This is a genomic window from Saccharopolyspora antibiotica (assembly GCF_047200635.1).
Lineage (GTDB): Bacteria > Actinomycetota > Actinomycetes > Mycobacteriales > Pseudonocardiaceae > Saccharopolyspora_C.
Map to the genome: position 1 here is coordinate 40672 of NZ_JBJZOI010000005.1, position 20226 is coordinate 60897.

The following is a 20226-nucleotide window of genomic DNA, read 5'->3' on the forward strand; positions in this document are numbered from 1 at the left end:
TCGGTGATCGTGAGCGTCGTTCGCCGGGAGGGCGAAGTGCTCCGGGGCGCGGGCGCCCGCCGATGCTCCGTCGAGGCGTGAGATCGGCCGCAGCGGCGGATCAGCTGGCGCGCGGCCCGTAGGCTGTGCGCCGTGAGCTTGCGCGCGGTGTTCTTCGACTATTCCGGCACGTTGTTCCGCCTCGAGCAGGACGAGTCCTGGCTCGCCGGGCTCACCGACGGCGGCGGCGACCCGCTGGACCTGGAGGCGCAGACCGAGCTGCTGCGCAGGCTCACCGCGCCGACCGGCCAGGTCGTCGAGTTCGAGCCTGAGTTCCGCGACGCCTGGGACCAGCGCGACCTCGACCCGGGGATGCACCGCAAGTCGAACCTGGAGGTGCTCCGCCTCTCCGGCGTGAGCACCCGGGAGCAGGCCGAGGCGCTCTACGGCCGCCTGGTGGACCCGCTGTCCTGGACCCCGTACCCGGACACCGCGGCGGTGCTGCGCGGGCTGCGCGCGGCCGGGGTGCGGATCGCCGTGATCAGCAACATCGCCTTCGACATCCGCCCCGCCTTCGAGGCGCTGGGCGTGTCCGACCTCGTCGACGAGTACCTCATGTCCTACGTCGAGGGCGTGATCAAGCCGGACCCGAAGCTGTTCCTGCGCGCCTGCGAGCGGATCGGGGTGGCGCCGGAGGAGGCGCTCATGATCGGCGACAGCGAGGAGGCCGACGGCGGGGCGGCCGCGGTCGGCTGCGCGGTGTCCATCGTGGAGCCGGTGCCCACCGCCGAGCGGCCGGACGCGCTGCTCGCGGCCGTCGCCGAGCACGGGCTGCTGCCCGCGCCCACCTCCGGGGAGTGATCCACCGGGGCTCCGCGGGTTCCCGCGAAGCCTTGACGCGAGGCCCCTGTCGTGGTTCACGATCAGGGGACACCCGTACCATCGAGGCGTGAGCCTGCACCTGCACGACACCGCGACCCGCACCACGCGCGAATTCCGCCCGCGCTGCGACGGAGTGGCGTCGATCTACGTCTGCGGGGCCACCGTGCAGGGCGTGCCGCACCTCGGGCACGTGCGCAGCGGGCTCAACTTCGACGTGCTGCGCCGCTGGCTGAGCCGCACCGGTTACGACGTGCGGCTGGTCCGCAACGTCACCGACATCGACGACAAGATCATCGCGAAGGCCGAGCAGGCCGGCCGCCCCTGGTGGGAGTGGGCCGCCACGCACGAGCGCGCCTTCGAGCAGGCCTACGACCGGCTCGGCTGCCTGCCGCCCTCGGCGCTGCCGCGGGCCACCGGGCACATCGGGCAGATGGTCGAGCTCATCCAGCGCCTGATCGACTCGGACCACGCCTACCCGGCGGGCGGCGACGTGTACTTCTCCGTCGGCTCCTACGCCGAGCAGTACGGGCGGCTCTCCGGCCAGCGGCTCGACGAGGTGCAGCAGGGGGAGAGCGCGGCTGGCGGCAAGCGCGACCCGCGCGACTTCACGCTGTGGAAGGGCGCCAAGCCCGGCGAGCCGAGCTGGCCGACGCCCTGGGGCGACGGCAGGCCCGGCTGGCACCTGGAGTGCTCGGCGATGGCCACCTACTACCTGGGGTCCGAGTTCGACATCCACGGCGGTGGCCTGGACCTGGTGTTCCCGCACCACGAGAACGAGCTCGCCCAGTCCCGCGCCGCCGGGGATCCGTTCGCCCGGTACTGGCTGCACAACGCCTGGGTGACCATGAGCGGCGAGAAGATGTCGAAGTCGCTCGGCAACACCCTGAGCATCCCCGAGGTGCTCAAGCGCGCCCGCGCCTGCGAGATCCGCTACTACCTGGTGACCCCGCACTACCGCTCGACCGTGGAGTTCTCCGAGGAGGCGCTGCAGGAGGCGGTGGCGACCTACCGGCGCATCGAATCCTTCGTGCGCCGCGTCGCGCAGCGCACCGGCCGGGTGGAGCTCGGCGAGGTGCGGCCCGAGTTCGCCGCGGCGCTGGACGACGACCTGTCCACTCCGCAGGCCGCCGCGGTCGTGCACACCGCGATCCGCGAGGGCAACGCCGCGCTCGACGCCGGCGACGACGCAGCGGCGCGCGAGGCGGCCGCCGCGGTGCGCACCATGACCGACGTGCTCGGGCTCGACCCGCTCTCGCCGCAGTGGGCCGAGGACTCCGGCGCCGACGACGCGGCGCGCCGGGCACTGACAGAGCTGGTCGACGGCCTGCTGGAGCAGCGGCAGAAGGCTCGGGCGGAGCGCGACTTCGCCACCGCCGACCTGTTGCGGGACCGGCTGCTGGCGTCCGGCGTTGCCGTCGAGGACACACCCGACGGTCCGATGTGGACACTCAAGGACGGGTGAACGAACGTTGGCAGGCAACGACAAGCGCCGTGGCGCGACCCGCAAGCCGGGAACCAAGAAGGGCATGGTGAAGGGCTCCGGCGGCCAGCGCCGCAAGGGGCTGGAGGGCAAGGGCCCGACGCCGAAGGCCAAGGACCGGGTGCCGCACCCCGCGAAGAAGCGCGCTGACGCCGCCAAGGCCCGGGCCGAGAGCCAGAACCGCAGGCAGCGCGAGCAGCGCGAGCTGCCGGAGATGGTGGCCGGGCGCAACCCGGTCGCCGAGTGCCTCCGCGCGGGCGTGCCCGCGACCGGGCTGTACGTGGCGCAGGGCATCGACACCGACGACCGGGTCAAGGACGCGGTGCGCAACGCCTCCGACAAGGGCATCTCGGTGGTCGACGTGCCGCGCACCGAGCTGGACCGGATGACCGGGGGCGCGCTGCACCAGGGGCTCGTGCTGCAGGTGCCGCCGTACAAGTACGCGCACCCCGAGGACGTGCTCTCGCACGCGCACGACTCCGGCCTCCCGCCGCTGCTGGTGGCGCTGGACGGCGTCACCGACCCGCGGAACCTGGGCGCGGTCATCCGCTCGGCGGCCGCGTTCGGCGCGCACGGCGTGATCCTGCCGCAGCGTCGCAGCGCCGGGATGACCGCAGTGGCCTGGCGCACCAGCGCGGGCACCGCGGCGCAGATCCCGGTCGCGATGGCCGTGAACCTGACCCGCACGCTCAAGGACCTCAAGTCCGAGGGCCTCATGGTCGTGGGGCTGGACGCCGACTCCGACATCACCTCCGACGAGCTGGAACTGGCCACCGGCCCGCTGGTCGTCGTGGTCGGGTCCGAGGGGCGCGGGCTGTCCCGGCTGGTGCGCGACACCTGCGACCAGACGGTGTCCATCCCGATGGCCGGGCAGGTCGAATCGCTCAACGCCTCCGTGGCCGCGGGCGTCGTCCTCGCCGAGGTCGCCCGGCGCCGCCGGACCCGCTGATCCGCCGGCGAGGTGGGCGCCCCGGACGGGACGCCCACCTCGGCCGCCGGTGAGCACGCGCGTTCCGGACCGGAGCGCGGGGGTGCTCGGCTAGGCTCCGAGGCCGAGACGATCGGGAGGCCGGGTCCTCCCAGCACGGCGAGGCCCATCACCGATGTACTTTTCGACACCCCTGTTCCTCTGGTACTTCCTGCCTGCCGTGCTGGCGGCGGTGCTCATCGCGCCCCGCTCCGCGCGCAACGCGATCGTGGCCGTGGCGAGCCTGGTGTTCTACGCCAGCGGGGCGGGCGGGACGACGCTGCTGCTGCTCGCGTGCATCGTCGTCAACTTCATGGCCGGCCGGGCCCTGGAGCCGGACGGGACGCGGCCGCACCGCGAGCGGCGGAACCTGCTGCTCGGCACCGTCGCCTTCGACCTCGCGGTGCTCGTCGTGTGGAAGTACGCGGGGTTCGCGACCGAGCAGCTGGCGACGCTGAGCCGCTGGTTCGGCGGGGACTTCCCGGTGCTGCAACTGGCCCTGCCGATCGGGATCTCGTTCTACACGTTCCACCACATCTCCTACGTGGTCGACGTCTACCGCGGTGAGCGACCGGCGCTGCGCGAGCCGGTCGCCTTCGTCACCTACATCGCGATGTTCCCGCAGCTGGTGGCCGGGCCGATCGTGCGCTACCGGGAGATCGCCGACCAGCTGCCGCAGCCCCGCACCCACCGGCTCGACGACATCGCCGCTGGATTTCCCCGCTTCGCCTGGGGGCTGACGAAGAAGGTCGTCGTCGCCGACACGCTGGCGCCGATGGTCGACGCCTGCTTCGCGACCCCGGCCGAGGACATGAGCTTCGCCGTGGCCTGGCTCGGTGCCATCGGCTACACGGTGCAGCTGTACTTCGACTTCTCGGGATATTCGGACATGGCGATCGGGCTCGGGCGGATGCTCGGGTTCCGGTTGCCGGAGAACTTCGCGCGGCCGTACTCCTCGGTGACCGTCACCGAGTTCTGGCGGCGCTGGCACATGTCGCTCTCGCGCTGGTTCCGCGACTACGTCTACATCCCGCTCGGCGGCAACCGGCGCGGCACCGGGCGGACCTACCTGAACCTGACGATCATCTTCGTGCTCACCGGGTTCTGGCACGGGGCGGCGTGGACCTACCTGGTGTGGGGGTTGTTCCACGGCGCGCTGCTCGTGATCGAGCGAGCCACCGGGCACGACTCCGCGCCCGTCGACCCCTGGGCGCGGCGCGGGCGGCGGGCGCTGACGCTGCTGCTGGTCGTGGTGGGCTGGGTGGTCTTCCGCGCGCCGGACGTGGGCACGGCGCTCACCATGATCGGGCACATGCTGCTGCCGGACCTGGCCGGGCTCACCGACATCGTCGCCGCCTCGGTCACCCACCAGCGGGTGTTCTTCCTGCTGGTGGCGCTCGTCGTGGTGCTGCTGCCCGCGTCCACCGGCACCGGGCCGTTCCTGGAATCGGTCCGCTCCCGCCAGGCGAACGCCCTGCGCATCGGCGTCATGACGGTGGGCCTGCTCTACTCCGGACTCCTCGTCGCCACGGGAACCTTCAGCCCCTTCCTGTACTACCAGTTCTGAGCCGGTGCGGGGTGTGAGGTGCGTGGATGCGGGGACGAGGGGTGCGGGGCGCCGCTAACGTGTGCGATGTGTCGAGGACGGAACCGACCGAGTTACCAGCGGTCCACGAGTCGTGGCTGCCCCGCGAGCACCCGATGCACCGGCCGAGGCACGGCAGGCGGCAGCGGGCGGCGCTGGTGTGCGCGCTGCTGTTCCTCACCGCCCCGTTCAGCACCTGGTTGCTCGGAGCCCGCGCCGAGCAGCTGGAGAACCGGCCGCTGGCGGAGTTCCCGGGCATCACCGAGGGCTGGGGCTTCCTCACCGGCCTGAGCCCCTGGGCCGCGGAGAACCTGCCGTTCCGCGGGCCCGCCGTGCGCTCGGTGCACGGCATCAGCCAGGGCGTGTTCGGGGAGCAGGCCCGGTTGGAGGCCGGCACCCACAGCTCACCCGTCGGCACCGGCAGCGATCAGGAGCAGTCCCGGCCGCCGCTGAACGAGAGCGTCTTCCCGAAGGTCATCGAGGGCAAGGCGGGCTGGCTCTACCTCGGGCACGACGTCGCCTACCCCTGCACGCCCAAGCGCGGCGCGGACGAGGTGATCGCGGGTCTGCGGCGGTGGCGCCAGGTCGTCGAGGCCTCCGGGCGGCGGTTCGAACTCGTCATCGCACCCGACAAGTCGACGATGTACCCGGCGAACCTGCCCGAGAACTACGCCGGGAAGGACTGCGCGGGCCGGGCCCGGCAGGAGTTCTGGCAGCGGATCCCGGGCGAGACCGGCGCGCTGGACATGCGGGAGCCGCTGCGCGAGGTCGCCGACCGGAACGGTCGGGCGATCTACCACGACATCGACACGCACTGGACTCACGAGGGCGGCATCACGATGGTCTACCAGCTCGCCGAGCGGCTCGCCCCCGGCAGCACGGCGACCTGGAAGGTGCTGCCGAGCCGGGCGTACCCGCACTCCGCGGACATCCCCGACCTGCTCGGCCAGAGCCGCACGGTGCCGATCCAGGCGTACTCGTTGGCACCCGACGGAGGGGCGGACAACACGCGGTTCCGGCCCAGCGACTTCCACGAACCGCTGCGGCTGGAGTCGGAGGTGAAGCCCGGCATGATCGACCAGCCGACGCGGATGGTGGGGGACTCGTTCACCCAGTTCGCCAGCCCGTACCTCGCGGCCACCTTCTCCGACATCGCCGTCGTGCACCCGGAGGAGATCGCGAAGCGCCCGCAGGAAACGGGTGCGCTGCTGGCCGAGGGCGACGTGGTGACCTTCGAGCTCTCCGAGCGGTTCGTCTCCGGCGGGCGCTACGACCTGCTCGACCCGGCGGTCGCCGACCAGGTGGGCGCGATCCTCGCCGCCGACCCGCGCTGAGCTCAGCGGGCGGTGCGCACCGCCTGGACGGCGGCGCCGACGAAGGCGAGGTTGAACACCAGGTGCACCGCCACCAGCACCCGCGCGGGCTGCGAGACGGCGTGCGCGTCGCCGAAACCGACGGTGCTCGTGATCGACAGGGCGAAGTACAGCGCGTCCACCTTCGTGCGCAGCGAGGCGACCGAGCCCGGCCAGTGCTCGTTCAGGCCGAAGTACACCGCGGCGAAGAACAGCACCGCCAGGTACAGGGCGAGCAGCACGCCGGTCAGCGCCACGCCTCCCGTGCGGAACCGGCGGACCTGCCGGACGATCAGCACGGCCACCGCGCTCAGGCCGAGCACGAACGAGGTGGTGAACCCCCAGGTGTTCGTCAGGTCGAACACGTCGAACGGGAGCAGGAAGTAGCCAACGGAGCACAGCGCCAGGGCCGCCACGTTGACCACCGCACCGCGCAGCAGCGCGTTCCGGGAGCCGGGCGAGAACACGGACCCAGCCTGCCCCCGCCCCCGCGCCGGCACCGACCGGACCTCACCCACCCGAGCCACCCCGATCCAGTGAGCCGAACGCGATTTCTCGAGAATTCGCCCCACCCCACGCCCCGCGACCCGCGATTTCGCGAGAAATCGCGCACCCCCGGGCGGCGGGAGGGGAATTTCGCGAGAAATCGCGGGTCGGGTACATCGCCGCAGGTCGGGCGGTGCGGGTGGTGCGTGGTCGGGCGCGTTCGGGAGCGATTTCGTGAGAAATCGCGGCGGGGGCGGGCGGGGACGGCTGGGGCGGGCGGGGTCAGGCGGGGGCGCGGGAGATGCGGCGGAGGCGGATGTTGCCCGCCGCCCGGCAGACCAGGTAGATCGCGAAGGACAGGATCGTGACGAAGGCGCTCACCGGCGCCCCGGGCGCCAGCGAGAGCAGGATGCCGCCGAGCACGGCGACCTCCGCGAACACCACCGCGAGCACGGTGGACAGCAGCGGGCTCGCGGTGATCCGCGCGGCCGCCGCCCCCGGCGTGACCATCAGCGCCAGCACCAGCAGCGCCCCCACGGTGTAGACCCCGAGCGCCGTCGCGACCCCCACGAGCACCGCGAACAGCGGAGTGAGCAGCCGGGCCGGAACGCCGCGCGCCGCGGCCACGTCCGGGTCGACGCTGGCGAACAGCAGCGGCCGGTAGACGACCGCCAGCACCACGAGCACGACCGCCGCGCTCCCCGCGAGCAGCGCCACGTCGGCGGAGTCGACCCCGACGATCTGCCCGATGAGCAGGCTGAACTTGTTCGCGGTCCGCTCCGGGTTCAGCCACAGCAGCAGGACACCGAGGCCGAGTCCGAAGGAGAGGATCGCTCCGATCACCGAGTCCCGCTCGCCTCCGCGCTGCCCGAGGAACCCGAGCAGCAGCGCGGCGACCACGGCTCCGCCGAGCGCACCCACGCCGACGCTCGCGCCGAGCAGCAGCGCCGCGGCCGCTCCGGTGAAGGCGAGCTCCGCGGTGCCGTGCACAGCGAAGGACATCTTCCGCGCCACCACCAGCGGCGCCAGCGCCCCGGACACGAGTCCGAGCGCGGCCGCCGCCAGCAGCGCCTGCTGCACGAAGGGGTAACCGAGCAGATCCAGCGTGAGACCGAAGTCGAAGAACCGTTCCAGGGCCTCGCTCAGCGCTTTCATGCGGTCTCCGCGACGTGGTGATCTGCTTCATCGGTGCCGGTGACGACGAGCCGTCCGCCGACCCGGGCCACCTCGACGTCGGAGCGGTACAGCTCCGAGAGCGTCGCGGAGGTCATCACCTCGTCGGGCGTGCCGATCCGGAACCGGCCGTCGACGAGGTAGAGGATGCGGTCCACCAGCGGCAGCACCGGGTTGATCTCGTGGGTGACGAACAGCACCGCCGCGCCGGTCTCCCGGGCCTGCCCGGCGATCAGCCTGCTCACGTTGCGCTGGTGGGCGATGTCCAGGGAGAGCAGCGGTTCGTCGCACAGCAGCACGTCCGGCTCGCCCACCAGCGCCTGCGCCACCCGCAGCCGCTGCTGCTCGCCGCCGGAGAGCAGACCGAGCGGCATCCGCGCGTACTCGGTGGCTTCCACCGCGCGCAACGCCCGCTCGACCCGCTGTCGGCGCTCCTTGCGCCCGCGGAAGCCGATGCCCCAGTGATGCCCGTCCAGCCCGAGCCCGACCAGGTCGCTCCCGCGCACGGTGAGCGTCGGGTCCACGGAGCGCTGCTGCGGGATGTAGCCGATGCGGGAGCTGCCGCGCCGGGCCGGCTCCCCGGCCACGTGCACCTCGCCCCCGCTGAGCGGCTGCAACCCGAGCAGCACCCGCAGCAGGCTGGTCTTGCCGGATCCGTTCGGGCCGAGCACCGCGAGGAACTCGCCGGGGTGCACGTCGAGGTCGAGCCCGTCCCACAGCGTCCGGGTGCCGTAGGACAGGCGAGCGCCGCGGAGCCGGACCGCCGGGTCGCGGCCCGAGGCGGCGGTGCGGTCCGGGGGTGCGGTGTCGGTGCTGGGTTCCACGGTGGGCTCTCGGATCTGTCGTGGGAGCGGGCGGGCGGTCAGGGCTGGGCGGGCAGCGCGTCCCGCAGCGCCGAGATCTGACCGTCCATCCAGCGCACGTAGTCCACGCCGGGCGGCAGCGTCTCGGTCATCTCGACGACCGGGGTCCGATTCTGCTCCGCGGCCTCGCGCACCGACTCGGTGACCGGGGATTCGGTCTGCGGGTTGTAGATCACGGCGGCGGCGCGACGGGACTGCACCGCGTTCTGGATCTCCGCGACGGCGGCGGCCGAGGGGTCGTTGCCCGACTCGACGGAGTGCACGAACGAGGGCGGGGTGATGTCGGTGAGCCCGGCGGCCTCGACGAGGTAGTGCGCGACGGGTTCGGTCACGATGACCTCCCGGCCGTGCTCGGTGGCGGAGATCTCCTGAACGCGGCCTTCGAGGCCCTCGATCTGCTCGCCGAAGCGGGCGGCGCCGTCGCGGAAGGACTGGGCCTGCTCGGGGCGCAGCTCGCCGAGCTCGGCGGCGATGCGGTCGGCGGTCTCGCGCACCACGTGCAGGTCGTACCAGACGTGCTCGTTGCCGGAGTGGTCGTGACCGGCGTGCTCGTCCGCGCCGTGCGCTTCAGTGCCGTGCTCGTGCTCGTGCTCGTCCGCACCGTGCTCCTCGGTGCCGTGCTCGTGCTCCTCGGCGGCGCCTTCCTGCTCAGGAGCTCCGTGGTCGTGGCCGTGCTCGTGCCCGCCTTCGACGGCCTGCACGGTGGGCTTCTCGGAACCGGAGCCGGCGAGGATCTGCTCGGCGAACTCGTCGTAGCCACCGCCGTTGAGCACGACCAGGTCGGCGTCGCTGACCTTCGCGGCGTCCCGGGGGCTGCTCTCGTAGGAGTGCGGGTCGGCGGCGGGATCGTCGATGATCGACTCGACCTCGACGCCGGGGCCCCCGACGGCCCGGGCCACGTCGGCCCAGACGTTGGTGGTGGCCACGATCTTGAGCGCACCGTCGTTCCCGGCCTGCTCGGAGTCGGCGCTGCCGCAGGCGCCCGCGCCGAGCGCGACGGCGGTGAGGCAGGCCAGCGCGGTTCCGCCGCGCCGGGCGCGGTGGGGGAAGACGGTCATGAACGCACTCCTCGGGGATGCACCGTTGAGGTGGGGCAACCGGAGCCGGTGGGCTCGCGGCGACCGCAAACGGAAACCGTTGTCATGTTCACCGTACGCCGGGAGTGAGTGGTCGAACCAGCCTCCGGGCGGGATCGCTGATGTGAACATGACAACGCTTCGCATTATCGCTCCGCGCTGTCCCCGCCGGTGCGCGCGCCCCCCGGACAGCACGATGCCCCCGCCGGGGAACGGGGGCATCGTGGCCGAGCGGAACGCGGAGATCAGGCGGTCAGCCGGGTGCCGTCGTCGGGGCGGAAGAGGTGCACCTCGCCGGCGTCCCGCAGCGCGACCTTGACCTTCTGGCCGAGGGCGGGCGGGGTGCGGCCGTCGGTGCGGACCACGAACCGCTCCGGGGACCCGCTGACCTGGATCGTGCCGTGCACCAGGGCGTCGGCGCCGAGCTCCTCGACGAGCTCGACGACCATCTCCATGCCCTTCTCGTCGTCGCCGGAGACCAGGCTCAGCGCCTCCGGGCGCACGCCGAAGGTCACCTCCTTGAGCCCGTCCGCGGCGGTCAGGGCGGCGCGGGTCAGCGGAATGGTCTGCCCGTCCAGCTCGGCGCCGGCCGCGGACAGCGGCACCGTCTTGAGGTTCATCGCGGGCGAGCCGATGAACCCGGCGACGAAGGCGTTGCGCGGGTTCTCGTAGAGCTCGCGCGGGCTGGCGACCTGCTGCAGGAGGCCGTCCTTGAGCACCGCGACCCGGTGGCCCATCGTCATGGCCTCGACCTGGTCGTGCGTCACGTAGATCGTGGTGGTGGCCAGTCGCTTCTGCAGGGCCGCGATGTTCGCGCGGGTCTCCACGCGGAGCTTGGCGTCCAGGTTGGACAGCGGCTCGTCCATCAGGAAGACGCTGGGCTCCCGCACGATGGCGCGGCCCATCGCGACGCGCTGGCGCTGGCCGCCGGAGAGCGCCTTGGGCTTGCGGTCCAGGTACTTCTCCAGGTCGAGCATCTTGGCGGCCTCGGTGACCTTGGCCCGGATCTCGTCCTTCGGCGTCTTGCGCAGCTTCAGCGCGAAGCCCATGTTGTCCGCGACCGTCATGTGCGGGTACAGGGCGTAGGACTGGAAGACCATGGCGATGTCGCGGGCCTTCGGCGGGGTGTTGGTGACGTCCTGGCCGCCGATCGTGATGGCGCCCTCGTCGATGTCCTCCAGGCCCGCCAGCATCCGCAGCGCGGTGGACTTGCCCGAGCCGGACGGCCCGACGAGCACCAGGAACTCACCGTCGTCGATCTGGAGGTCGAGTGCGTCGACGGCTCGCACGGGTGGGTTGCCGGGGTAGAGGCGTGACGCCTGGACGTAAGCGACCTCGGACATGTGTGACGCACCTTTCACTTACTCGGGTTAAGCACAACCTAGCGCTTAACCGCGTTCAGGTCACCCCCTCGGGGGATGCGAATCGAATCGTGATTAATCGGGCGCCGCCCCGAGATCGTTGCCGTTCGGCAATGGGATCTGCATCTCGGCGGCTTCACCGCCGGGTACTGAACCGTTACGGTTCCTCCATGGCTCGGTCAACGAATGCCCGACGGCCTGCGACGCTGGCTTCGCTCGCGGCGGAACTCGGGGTCTCCAGGACCACGGTGTCGAACGCGTACAACCGCCCGGACCAGCTCTCCCCGGAGCTGCGGAAGCGGGTGCTCGACACCGCGCGCAGGCTCGGCTACCCGGGCCCCGATCCGGTGGCCCGCTCGCTGCGCACCCGGAAGGCGGGCGCGGTCGGGCTGCTGCTCACCGAGAACCTCTCCTACGCCTTCCGCGATCCGGGTGCCCTCGGCTTCCTGGAGGGTCTCGCCGTCGCCTGCGAGGACGCCGGGCACGGGTTGCTGCTCATCCCGGCCAGCCCGGAGCGCGAGGACGTCGCCTCGGTCCACCGCGCGGGCGTCGACGGTTTCGTCGTCTACTCCGTGCCCGACGACGACCCGCACCTGGCCGCCGTGCTGGAGCGGCCGGTGCCGGTGGTGATCTGCGACCAGCCGCGCCTGGACCAGGTGGACTGGGTCGGCCCGGACGACGAGAGCGCCGTGAAGGTGCTCGCGGAACATCTGATCGGGCTGGGGCACCGCCGCATCGGGGTGTCCTGCATGAGGCTGGCGCGCGGCCGCAACGACGACGTCGCCTCGGTGCACCGGCAGGCCAACGCCAGCTTCCACGTGCAGCGCTCCCGGCTCACCGCGCTCGCGGCCGCGTTCAGCGAGGCCGGGGTCGACTGGTCGCGGGTGCCGGTGGTGGAGCGCTTCGACCACACCACCGAGATGGGCGCCTCCGCCGCCGCGCAGCTGCTGGAGATGGACCCGGAGATCACCGCGATCATCTGCACCTCGGACATCCTCGGCCTCGGCGCCCTGGAAGAGGCGCGGCGCCGCGGGTTGCGGGTGCCCGACGACCTCACGATCACCGGCTTCGACGGGATAGCCGAGGCCGAGCGGGTGGGCCTGACCACGGTGCGCCAGCCCGTCCTGGAGAAGGGCCGCGCCGCCGGCCGCCTGCTGCTGGACACCAGCGAGCCCGGCCGTCCGCGCGACGTCGTGCTGGAGACCAGGCTGCTCACCGGCACCACGGCGGCCCCGCCCCGGGCTGCCGAGGAGCGCTGGTTCGGGCCGTGACTCAGTAGTTCTGCCACTCGCCCCTGGAGTACTCCAGGATCGTCGGGTGCAGGAGCGTCGACGGCTCCAGCCCCGGGATCCGCGAGCGGTCCGGGGGGAACGCGGCGCTCGCGGCGAGGGTGTCCGCGTCCAGCGAGCGCAGCGGCGGCGCGTCCGCGGGCAGCGCCAGCTCTGGTGCCGCGCCCACCGCGCCCAGGTGGAAGCCCCACTCGCCGAAGCTGGGGACCGAGACCTCGTAGGGCGTCGTGGCCAGTCCGGCCTCGCGCATCGTCGCCTCGATCGCCCAGAACGCCTTCGGCGCGAAGTACGGGGAGCCCGACTGGACCGCGACCCGCGCGTGCCCGGCCATGGCCTGCTCGACCAGACCGTAGAACTCCGCCGAGTACAGCTTCGCCGTCGCCGTCGAATCCGGATCCGGCATGTCCACGATCACCGCGTCGAACCGCTCCCGGTTGTCGCGCAGCCAGCTGAAGGCGTCGGCGGCGACCGGGTGCACCCGCGGGTCCGCCAGGGCGTGCCGGTTCAGCGCCGAGACCCGGGGATCCTCGCGAGCCAGCCGGAGCATCGCCGGGTCCATCTCCACCAGGGTCACGTCCCGCACATCCGGGTAGCGCAGCACCTCCCGCAGCGCCAACCCGTCCCCACCGCCGAGCACCAGCACCCGGGAGCGCGGGCCGGACAGCAACGGGTGCACCAGCGCCTCGTGGTAGCGGTACTCGTCCACCGAGCTGAACTGCAGGTCGCCGTTGAGGTAGAGCCGGGTGTCGGCCGCCCCGGACAGCGCCACCGACTCGGTGAGCACGATCTCCTGGTACGGCGTGCGCTGCGACTGCACCACCGGGTCCCGGTAGAGCGCCTGCCGCGCGGTCACCTCGAAGTCGTCGGCCAGCGCGAAGGCGGCACCCAGCACGCCCGCGACCAGCACCGACGCGCTCACCAGCACCAGGGTGGCCCGCTTGGACAGCTCGCGGCGGAACACCACCAGGACCAGGCCCAGCCCGGCCGCGGCGTTGAGCATCCCCACCAGCAGCGCGCCCTGCAGCTGCCCGAACAGCGGCAGCAGCACGAACGGGAAGGCGAGCCCGCCGAGCAGCCCGCCCACGTAGTCCGCGGCGAACAGGTCCGCCACCGCCGAGCCGGCGTCCTGCGCCCGGATCCGCTGCAGCAGAACCATGAGCAGCGGGATCTCCGCGCCGATCAGCGCCCCCAGCGCCAGCGCCGTCACGATCAACGCGGGCGTGTAGAGGCTCAACCAGGCGAACGCCGCGTAGAGGCCGAGCACGCTGAGGCCGCCCAGCAGCGCCAGCAGCACCTCGATCCCGGCGAACGCGGGCGCCGCCCAGCGCTGCAGCGGCTTCGCCGCGAGTGCGCCCACGCCCATCGCGAACACCATCAGCGACAGCACGATCGACGCCTGCCCGACGGTGTCGCCGATCAGGTAGCTGCCCAGCGCGACCAGCGCGAGCTCGTAGACCAGCCCGCAGGCGGCGCACAGGAACACCGCGACCAGCACGGCGATTCGGGCCGCCCGGCCGCGCGGGGCCGGCTCGGGCGCGGCGGTCTCCCGCGCGGACTCGGCGGTGGTGGTCATCGCGTCACCAGATGGCGGCGGCCATGATGATCGCGATGACCACGTGCGCCCCCGCCGACACCCAGGTGCCCGGGTGCAGGTCGGGGGAGGCGAGCTCCTCGCCGAGCTTGCCCGGGGTGAGGGCATCGATGATCAGGAACGACACGCTCATCAGCACCAGGCCGAGCAATCCGTAGGTCACGGTGCCCGCCAGGCCGAGGACCAGGTCGTTGGCGCTGGCGGCGATCGCGGTGACGAGGATGATGCCGACGCCGAACAGCCCCGAGACCAGCAGCAGCGCCGCGTTCGGGTTCCGCTGCACCCAGATCAGGTCTCGCAGCCGCCCGGGCGTGGCGAGGTCGACGAGCAGGTAGCCGAACACCATCATCAACATGCCGATCACGCCGTAGGCGACTGCGGCCACCAGGCCGGAGAGCAGTTCGTGGAGCAAGATCGTTTCGCCCTTCTCGTGGGTGGGTCTGTCAGACGCGGTCGGTCACTTGCCGGTGCCCGGGCCGCCGCCGCGGAAGGTCGCGCCGCGCGTGCTGCTGTTCCAGCCCCAGACGGAGCCCACGTGCGAGTGGTAGTGCCGGTAAGCGCGGTCGGCGTCCATCACGTGCACCACCGAACCCGTTCCGCGCGGCTGGATGATCACCGCGTCGTCGGAGTAGCGCAGGTACACGCCGCTGGAGTCGCTCGTGCGCGCCTGCGGCCGCCACCTGCTCGTGATCTCCTCCGCCACGACCGGAACCGGCTTCGGCGTCGTGTACGCCCGGTTCCCACGGTCGCCTCGGATGTCCAGGGAGGTGGCGCGCTGGTAGTTGCTCGCCACGTAACCGCGGGCGTTCGAACCACCCGCGAACAGCGTGACCGCCGCGATGACCAGGGCTATCACCATGACGATCCCGATCAGCAAGAACCAGAGGCTTCGTCTCACCGCCCGCGCCTCAGCTCTCGACCGGGTAGATGCGGACGTCGTAGCGGCTGAGCTCCTCGCCGGTGCTGGCCTCCCAGCCCGCCTCGCCCCAGGACTCGAAGCCCAGCAGCGAGCCGTCGGCGGCCTCGTAGTCCCGGTAGCGGACGGTGCCCCGCTCGGACAGGCCGGTCGTGGCCTCGCTGCGGAACGTCGCCGTGCCGGACTCGTCGCGCTCGTAGGTGCGGCCGCCGAACTCGACGTGCTTCGGGCCCGGCTCCCCGGCGTCCTCGACCGGGGTCCACAGCGTCAGCTCCAGATCCGGGTCCTCCTCGACCGCCAGCCAGCGCTGCTCGCCCTTCGCGTCGTCGAGCAGGTGCTCGGCCCAGCCCCAGCCGCCCTCGTCCAGCCGCAGCGTCCCGCGCACGGTGTAGCTCTGGCCGCGTACCTCCACGATGTCGCCGGCCTTCAGCTGCCGCGGGTCGCCGCGCAGCGAGTCCTGGTCGCCCGTGTGGAACGGGTCGGTCGGCCCCGCTGCCGCGCGCTGCGTCGGCCGGGTGCGGCGGTACAGCAGCACCAGGCTCGCCGCCGCGACGACGACTCCGATGAGGACGATCGCGATCGTCAGTCCGGTCACGTGAGACCCCCCGTGGTCCGTGCGGTCCGCCGCACAGGCTCGACTTGCGGCCGGAGCGTAACCGCCGGATACCACCCGAACGGCGGTTTTCCCGAAATCGTGACCGAACCCGACCCGCCCAGCCCCACCACCCCGACCCCCGCACCGCGACACCCGGCCCCGCGATTTCGCGAGAAATCGCGCCCCCACACTCGCGCCGGGGGCGATTTCTCGCGAAATCGGGGCCACCACCCACGACCCAGCGATTTCGCGGGAAGTCGCGCCCCGGCACGCCTGGGTCGGGGCGATTTCGCGGGAAATCGCGGGGTGGGCGTGCGTTGTCGCGGTGGGGGTGAGGGACGAAACGGGCCGCCCCCGGAAGTGGAGGCGGCCCGTTCGGTTCGGCTCGGGGAGCCGGGTGCTACTGGGACAGGAGCTGAGCGCAGCGGATGAGACCCAGGTGGGAGTAGGCCTGCGGGTGGTTGCCCAGCGAGCGCTCCGCGATGGGGTCGTACTCCTCGGCGAGCAGCCCGGTCGGCCCGGCGGTGTCGACGATCTGCTGGAACAGCTCCTCGGCCTCGGTGCGCCGCCCGATCAGCAGGTACGCCTCGATCAGCCAGGCCGCGCAGAGGTGGAAGCCGCCCTCGTCCCCCGGGAGCCCGTCGTCGCGCCGGTACCGGTACACGGTGGAGCCGCTGCGCAGCTCCGACTCGATCGCGGTCACGGTGGCGCGGAAGCGCTCGTCGGAGGGCTCGATCAGCCCGGACAGGCCCACGTGCAACGAGGCGGCGTCCAGGTCGGAGCCCTCGTAGGCGGTGGTGAACGCCTGCACGTCCGGCTGCCAGCCGTTCTTGATGACGTCCTGCGCGATCTCCTCGCGCAGCGCGCCCCAGCCCTCCTCCACCGGGCGGTCGTACCGCTCGGCGAGGGCGATGGCGCGGTCCAGCGTCACCCAGCACATCACCTTGGAGTAGACGTGGTGCCGGGGCTGGTCGCGCTCCTCCCAGATGCCGTGGTCGGGCTCGACCCAGCGGTGCGAGACCGCGTCGGCCATCGCCTTCACCAGCTCCCAGTCGCGGTCCCGCACGCCGCCGGTGGCCACCGCGAGGTGCGCGACGAGCTCCACGACCGGCCCGAACACGTCGAGCTGGACCTGCTGGTCGGCGAGGTTGCCGACGCGCACCGGCCGCGAGCCGGCGTAGCCGGGCAGGCTGTCGATCACGGCCTCCGGCCCGAGGCTGGTGCCCTGCAGGGTGTAGAGCGGGTGCAGCCGCTCCGGCCCGGGCAGCGTCTCCAGCACGGCGTGCAGCCAGTTCAGGAAGCCCTCCGCCTCGGCGGTGGAGCCGAGAGTGACGAGCGCCTGCGCGGTCATCGCGCCGTCCCGGAGCCAGCAGTAGCGGTAGTCCCAGTTGCGGACGCCGCCGATCTCCTCGGGCAGCGAGGTGGTCGCGGCGGCCATGATCCCGCCGGTGTCGGTGTTGCACAGCCCGCGCAGCGTCAGCGCGGACCGGCCCACCAGGTCCCGCTCGAGGGCGGGCAGCGTCAGGGTCTCCAGCCAGTCCGACCAGTAGACGTCGGCGGCGGTCCGGCGCTGCGGCTCGGACTGCTCGGACGGGGTGAGGTCCTCGGTGCCGCAGCGCAGTTCCAACACGATCGGGGCCGCGTCCGAGGCCTCCACGACGGCCGAGGCCGACTCGTGCATCCCGTCGGAGGTGATCTCCCACTGGACGCCGGGCGAGTACAGCACCATCGGCTCGGAGGTGCCCATCACGCGCAGGCCGCCGGCCTCCGGGCGCAGCCGGACCGGGACCTGGCCGAACTCGGGGCGCGGGGCGAACTCGATGCTCGCCGTGCTCCCACCGGTGATCACCCGGATGAGGTCGGTGCGGTGCCCGTCGACGCCGTGCTCCAGGTAGTCCGTCACCAGGAGCCGGGACCAGCGGGTCTCGACGGTCATGGTGCCGGGGACGTAGCGCTGCCCGAGCGGCAGCGGGCTGCGCGGCGCGGCGTTGCCGCCGTGCGGGCGGATGCTGAAGTGCCCGGCGGTGGGCCCGCCGAGCAGGTCGGCGAACACCGCGGCCGAGTCCGGACCGGGGTGGCACATCCACGTGAGCCGCGCGTCCGGGGTGACCAGCGCGACGGTGCGCTCGTTGGACAGCATCGTCAGCCGCTCGATCGGCGGGGCCTGCTCGCCGTAGAGCCAGGTGCGCCGCTCCTCCATGAGGAACGCCAGCGCGGTGGCGACCTGCGTGGTGTCGGCGACGCGGAAGTCGGCGAGCGTGTCGCCCTCGCCGACCTTGATGCCGATGTCCGGTCCGTGCAGCCGGGAGAAGGCCTTCTCATCGGTGACGTCGTCCCCGAGGAAGATCGCGGCGGTGGCGGCGACCTGGTGGCGCAGCGTGTCGAGGGCGTTGCCCTTGTCGGTCTGCACCACGGCCAGCTCGATCACGGCCTTGCCGTCGGTGACCTGGACGCCTTCCCAGGTCGCGGGGCCCGAGCGGACCTGGTCGAGGACCTGCTGCGCGACGGCGTCCTCGGCGCGGCGCACGTGCACCGCGACGCTGGCGGGCTTCGCCTCCAGCTGGACCCCTTCGTGGTCCGCGACGATCTCCTGCAGCCCGCGCTGCAGGCGGGTGCGCAGCTCGGTGGCCTGCGGTTCGAGCTCGTGCACGAAACCGGCGTCGAACTCGGAGCCGTGGCTGCCGACGAGGTGGACCTCGGAGGGCAGCCTGGACAGCGTGGCCAGGTCGCGCAGGGCGCGGCCGGAGATCACGGCGGTGGTCGTCGCGGGCAGCGATGCCAACGAGCGCAAGGCGTGCACCGATTCGGGGAGCGGCTTGGCCGCGTTCGGGTCGGCCACGATCGGGGCGAGGGTGCCGTCGTAGTCGCAGGCGACCAGCAGTCGAGGGGTGCGCGCGAGCTGCACGATGGTGCGGCGCAGCTCGGCGGGGAGAGCTTCGGCGGTCAACGCCATACTCCTCTGGGGCGGTCGGACGGGTCTACGGGATCGATCCGGTGGGCGGCCTGCCAGTCGGGTCCGGGGATGGTTCCCGCTGCGCGCCCGCCGGCGAGCCTCGTGGGCCTCGCGTGGTGGCTCCCGTTCTCCGGAAAGCCCGCGATGCCAGCATTAGTTGGTGGGCGTGCCCAATGCTTCGAGAAATGATCGCGCCCAGCGATCAACATCATGAGTGAGCACCTGCCTACGCAATGCTCGCATCCTACGGCGGCCTTCGGCCTGCTCGATGTCGAGGGCGGACAGCAGCGCTTCCTTGACCCCGTCAAGGTTGTGCGGGTTCACGAGGAAGGCGCTGGTGAGCTCGGCGGCCGCCCCGGCGAACTCGCTGAGCACCAGCGCCCCGCCGAGGTCGTGCCGGCACGCGACGTACTCCTTGCACACCAGGTTCATGCCGTCCCGGACCGGCGTCACGACCATGACGTCGGCGGCGCAGTAGAACGCCACCAGGTCCTTCTTGTCCACCGAGGTGTGCAGGTAGTGCACCGCGGGGTGCCCGACCCGGCCGAACTCCCCGTTGATCCGGCCGACCTCGCGCTCGATGCCCTCGCGCATCTGCTTGTAGTGCTCGACCCGCTCCCGGCTGGGCGTGGCGATCTGGATCATCGCCACGTCCTCGGCCCGGACCTGCCCGTCGGCGAGCAGCTCGTGCATCGCGTGCAGCCGCACGTCGATGCCCTTGGTGTAGTCGAGCCGGTCCACGCCGAGCATGATCCGGCGCGGATTGCCCAGCTCGGCCCGGATCTCCTTGGCGCGCTGCTGGATCTCCTTGCTGCGCGCCATCTGGTCCAGCTCGGACGAGGCGATGGAGATCGGGAAGGCGCCGACCCGCACCGCCCGGTCGCCGACCTGCACCACCCCGGGCCGGGACCGCACGCCGACCTGGCCGCGGCTCGGCTCGAACCCCGCGAGCCGCCGCGCCAGCCACAGGAAGTTCTGCGCCCCGCCCGGCCGGTGGAAGCCGACCAGGTCGGCGCCGAGCAGACCGCGCACGATCTCGGTGCGCCAGGGCAGCTGCATGAACAGCTCGACCGGCGGGAACGGGATGTGCAGGAAGAAGCCGATGCGCAGGTCGGGCCGCAGCTCGCGCAGCATCGCGGGCACCAGCTGCAACTGGTAGTCCTGCACCCACACGGTCGCGCCCTCGGCGCTGACCTCGGCGGCGGCCTCCGCGAAGCGGCGGTTCACCCGCCGGTACGCCTCCCACCACGATCGGTCGAAAACGGGCGGAACCACCACATCGTGGTACAGCGGCCAGAGGGTCGCGTTCGAGAAGCCCTCGTAGTAGTCCTGGAACTCGTCGGACGAGAGCCGCACCGGGTGCAGGTGCAGGTCCTCGTCGGTGAACGGTTCCACGTCGACGTCGGCCACCCCCGGCCAGCCGACCCAGGCCCCGTGCCGGGCGCGCAGGAACGGTTCCAGAGCCGTCACCAGGCCGCCGGGGCTGTGCTTCCAGCGCTCCGTGCCGTCCGGGAGCTTCTCCAGGTCGACGGGGAGCCGGTTGGCCACGACGACGAAATCCGCACGGGCGGGCGTGCTGCCCTTAGTCACCGGTGTGCCTCCTCGGGAGACTTCAGCTGTCTCGGGCGGGATGGGCTGCGCCGGCGGCATCGTGTCCTCCAGCGGCGGGGACCGGCAG

General features: G+C 72.3%; 17 protein-coding genes. 6 read left to right on the top strand and 11 right to left on the bottom strand.

Annotation, left to right across the window (positions count from 1 at the left end; all coding sequences use genetic code 11):
- The first annotated feature begins 132 nt into the window (after nucleotides 1-132).
- From ACL03H_RS04725 to ACL03H_RS04745, 5 genes are all read left to right on the top strand, one after another.
- Nucleotides 133-840, top strand: coding sequence for an HAD family hydrolase (locus ACL03H_RS04725; protein ID WP_412809834.1), 708 nt, complete (start codon nucleotides 133-135; stop codon nucleotides 838-840).
- A gap of 88 nt (nucleotides 841-928) precedes the next feature.
- The gene (gene cysS / locus ACL03H_RS04730; RefSeq protein WP_412809835.1) at nucleotides 929-2323 is read left to right on the top strand and encodes a cysteine--tRNA ligase; all 1395 of its coding nucleotides are present in this window, start codon (nucleotides 929-931) and stop codon (nucleotides 2321-2323) included.
- Between the two features lie 7 nt (nucleotides 2324-2330).
- Nucleotides 2331-3290, top strand: a complete 960-nt coding sequence (gene rlmB, locus ACL03H_RS04735) for a 23S rRNA (guanosine(2251)-2'-O)-methyltransferase RlmB (protein WP_412809836.1) — start codon at nucleotides 2331-2333, stop codon at nucleotides 3288-3290.
- 154 nt (nucleotides 3291-3444) lie between these two features.
- The gene (locus tag ACL03H_RS04740; RefSeq protein WP_412809837.1) at nucleotides 3445-4875 is read left to right on the top strand and encodes an MBOAT family O-acyltransferase; all 1431 of its coding nucleotides are present in this window, start codon (nucleotides 3445-3447) and stop codon (nucleotides 4873-4875) included.
- 68 nt (nucleotides 4876-4943) lie between these two features.
- Nucleotides 4944-6227 (top strand): alginate O-acetyltransferase AlgX-related protein, encoded by a 1284-nt coding sequence (locus ACL03H_RS04745; RefSeq protein WP_412809838.1) that lies wholly within the window; start codon nucleotides 4944-4946, stop codon nucleotides 6225-6227.
- Nucleotides 6228-6229: 2 nt separating this feature from the next.
- Here the strand turns inward: ACL03H_RS04745 and ACL03H_RS04750 are convergent, their stop codons facing one another.
- The 5 genes from ACL03H_RS04750 to ACL03H_RS04770 all read right to left on the bottom strand — a co-directional run bounded on the left by ACL03H_RS04750 (nucleotide 6230) and on the right by ACL03H_RS04770 (nucleotide 11186).
- Nucleotides 6230-6712 (bottom strand): ion channel, encoded by a 483-nt coding sequence (locus tag ACL03H_RS04750; protein ID WP_412809839.1) that lies wholly within the window; start codon nucleotides 6710-6712, stop codon nucleotides 6230-6232.
- 301 nt (nucleotides 6713-7013) lie between these two features.
- Entirely contained in the window at nucleotides 7014-7886 is an 873-nt protein-coding gene (locus ACL03H_RS04755; protein WP_412809840.1) for a metal ABC transporter permease, read from the bottom strand.
- Nucleotides 7883-8728: a metal ABC transporter ATP-binding protein gene (locus ACL03H_RS04760; RefSeq protein ID WP_412809841.1), complete on the bottom strand. Its 846-nt coding sequence runs from the start codon at nucleotides 8726-8728 to the stop codon at nucleotides 7883-7885. Before ACL03H_RS04760 ends, ACL03H_RS04755 begins: the two co-directional genes overlap by 4 nt.
- Nucleotides 8729-8766: 38 nt before the next feature.
- Nucleotides 8767-9825, bottom strand: a complete 1059-nt coding sequence (locus ACL03H_RS04765) for a metal ABC transporter solute-binding protein, Zn/Mn family (RefSeq protein WP_412809842.1) — start codon at nucleotides 9823-9825, stop codon at nucleotides 8767-8769.
- Nucleotides 9826-10088: 263 nt separating this feature from the next.
- Nucleotides 10089-11186 (bottom strand): ABC transporter ATP-binding protein, encoded by a 1098-nt coding sequence (locus ACL03H_RS04770; RefSeq protein ID WP_412809843.1) that lies wholly within the window; start codon nucleotides 11184-11186, stop codon nucleotides 10089-10091.
- Nucleotides 11187-11374: 188 nt separating this feature from the next.
- Between ACL03H_RS04770 and ACL03H_RS04775 the strand changes: the two genes are divergently transcribed.
- Entirely contained in the window at nucleotides 11375-12475 is a 1101-nt protein-coding gene (locus tag ACL03H_RS04775; protein ID WP_412809844.1) for a LacI family DNA-binding transcriptional regulator, read from the top strand.
- A 1-nt stretch (nucleotide 12476) separates the two neighbouring features.
- Here ACL03H_RS04775 and ACL03H_RS04780 read toward each other — a convergent pair whose 3' ends face one another.
- The 6 genes from ACL03H_RS04780 to ACL03H_RS04805 all read right to left on the bottom strand — a co-directional run bounded on the left by ACL03H_RS04780 (nucleotide 12477) and on the right by ACL03H_RS04805 (nucleotide 20138).
- Nucleotides 12477-14066, bottom strand: coding sequence for a polyamine aminopropyltransferase (locus ACL03H_RS04780; protein ID WP_412809845.1), 1590 nt, complete (start codon nucleotides 14064-14066; stop codon nucleotides 12477-12479).
- A gap of 4 nt (nucleotides 14067-14070) precedes the next feature.
- On the bottom strand, nucleotides 14071-14496 hold the full coding sequence (locus tag ACL03H_RS04785; RefSeq protein WP_412809846.1) for a DUF350 domain-containing protein: 426 nt from the start codon (nucleotides 14494-14496) through the stop codon (nucleotides 14071-14073).
- A 45-nt stretch (nucleotides 14497-14541) separates the two neighbouring features.
- Complete coding sequence (locus tag ACL03H_RS04790) at nucleotides 14542-14961, bottom strand: DUF4247 domain-containing protein (protein ID WP_412809847.1); 420 nt, start codon at nucleotides 14959-14961, stop codon at nucleotides 14542-14544.
- 31 nt (nucleotides 14962-14992) lie between these two features.
- Nucleotides 14993-15595: a DUF4178 domain-containing protein gene (locus ACL03H_RS04795; RefSeq protein ID WP_412809848.1), complete on the bottom strand. Its 603-nt coding sequence runs from the start codon at nucleotides 15593-15595 to the stop codon at nucleotides 14993-14995.
- A gap of 400 nt (nucleotides 15596-15995) precedes the next feature.
- Nucleotides 15996-18548: a trehalose-phosphatase gene (otsB, locus tag ACL03H_RS04800; protein ID WP_412809849.1), complete on the bottom strand. Its 2553-nt coding sequence runs from the start codon at nucleotides 18546-18548 to the stop codon at nucleotides 15996-15998.
- A gap of 153 nt (nucleotides 18549-18701) precedes the next feature.
- Entirely contained in the window at nucleotides 18702-20138 is a 1437-nt protein-coding gene (locus tag ACL03H_RS04805; protein ID WP_412809850.1) for an alpha,alpha-trehalose-phosphate synthase (UDP-forming), read from the bottom strand.
- Nucleotides 20139-20226 lie beyond the last annotated feature (88 nt).

Excerpts from the sequence above, each read along its gene's own strand:
- ACL03H_RS04740 (WP_412809837.1), top strand. The coding sequence starts at position 3,445 with ATGTACTTTTCGACACCCCTGTTCCTCTGGTACTTCCTGCCTGCCGTG.
- ACL03H_RS04755 (WP_412809840.1), bottom strand. The coding sequence starts at position 7,886 with ATGAAAGCGCTGAGCGAGGCCCTGGAACGGTTCTTCGACTTCGGTCTC.
- ACL03H_RS04765 (WP_412809842.1), bottom strand. The coding sequence starts at position 9,825 with ATGACCGTCTTCCCCCACCGCGCCCGGCGCGGCGGAACCGCGCTGGCC.
- ACL03H_RS04770 (WP_412809843.1), bottom strand. The coding sequence starts at position 11,186 with ATGTCCGAGGTCGCTTACGTCCAGGCGTCACGCCTCTACCCCGGCAAC.
- ACL03H_RS04775 (WP_412809844.1), top strand. The coding sequence starts at position 11,375 with ATGGCTCGGTCAACGAATGCCCGACGGCCTGCGACGCTGGCTTCGCTC.
- ACL03H_RS04780 (WP_412809845.1), bottom strand. The coding sequence starts at position 14,066 with ATGACCACCACCGCCGAGTCCGCGCGGGAGACCGCCGCGCCCGAGCCG.
- otsB (WP_412809849.1), bottom strand. The coding sequence starts at position 18,548 with ATGGCGTTGACCGCCGAAGCTCTCCCCGCCGAGCTGCGCCGCACCATC.